Origin of the sequence: Streptomyces poriferorum (genome assembly GCF_019399235.1) — a bacterium.
In the GTDB taxonomy this organism is placed as follows: Bacteria; Actinomycetota; Actinomycetes; order Streptomycetales; family Streptomycetaceae; genus Streptomyces; species Streptomyces poriferorum.
In genome coordinates this window covers 1-462 of the sequence record NZ_JAELVH010000642.1, presented here as the reverse complement: position 1 = coordinate 462, position 462 = coordinate 1, and the positions used below count along the sequence as shown (strand labels likewise).

Annotated in this window: 1 protein-coding gene; it reads right to left on the bottom strand. The window is 77.3% G+C overall.

The features are described from left to right. On the bottom strand, positions 1-462 hold a 462-nt coding region (locus tag JGS39_RS40205), incomplete at both ends, for a lactonase family protein (RefSeq protein ID WP_219574680.1).

The window sequence follows — 462 nt, the reverse complement described above, 5'->3', positions numbered from 1 at the left end:
GTCCGGGCGCGGGCGCGCTGTGGGCGACCAGGTCCGTGCGCTCCCCCACCGATCCGTCTGCGGCGAGGGGGTGCACGGCGACGCTGCCGGAGGTGTAGTTGGCGCTGAACAGCCACCGCCCGCCCGGGTGGACCGAGAGGTGGCAGGGGCCGGCGCCGCCGGTGGGCCGCGTCCCCAGCACCTGGAAGGTGCCGTCGTCGGCGAGGGCGACGGCCGTGACGCCGCCGTTCTGCTGCTCGTCGACGGCGTAGAGCGTGCGGCCGGTGGGGTGCGCCGCGAGGTACGAGGGGTTCTCGACGCCGGTGACGACGGTGCGGGAGGTGATGCCGCCCGTCGCCGCGTCGTACGAGGCGACGCCGATGCCGGTGCCGCCCGGGCTGGTCGAGGTGTACGTGCCCAGGAAGAGCGTCCCGGTACGGCGCGCCCCGGGTTTCGCGGGGTGCGGCCGCGGGCCGGGGCGGC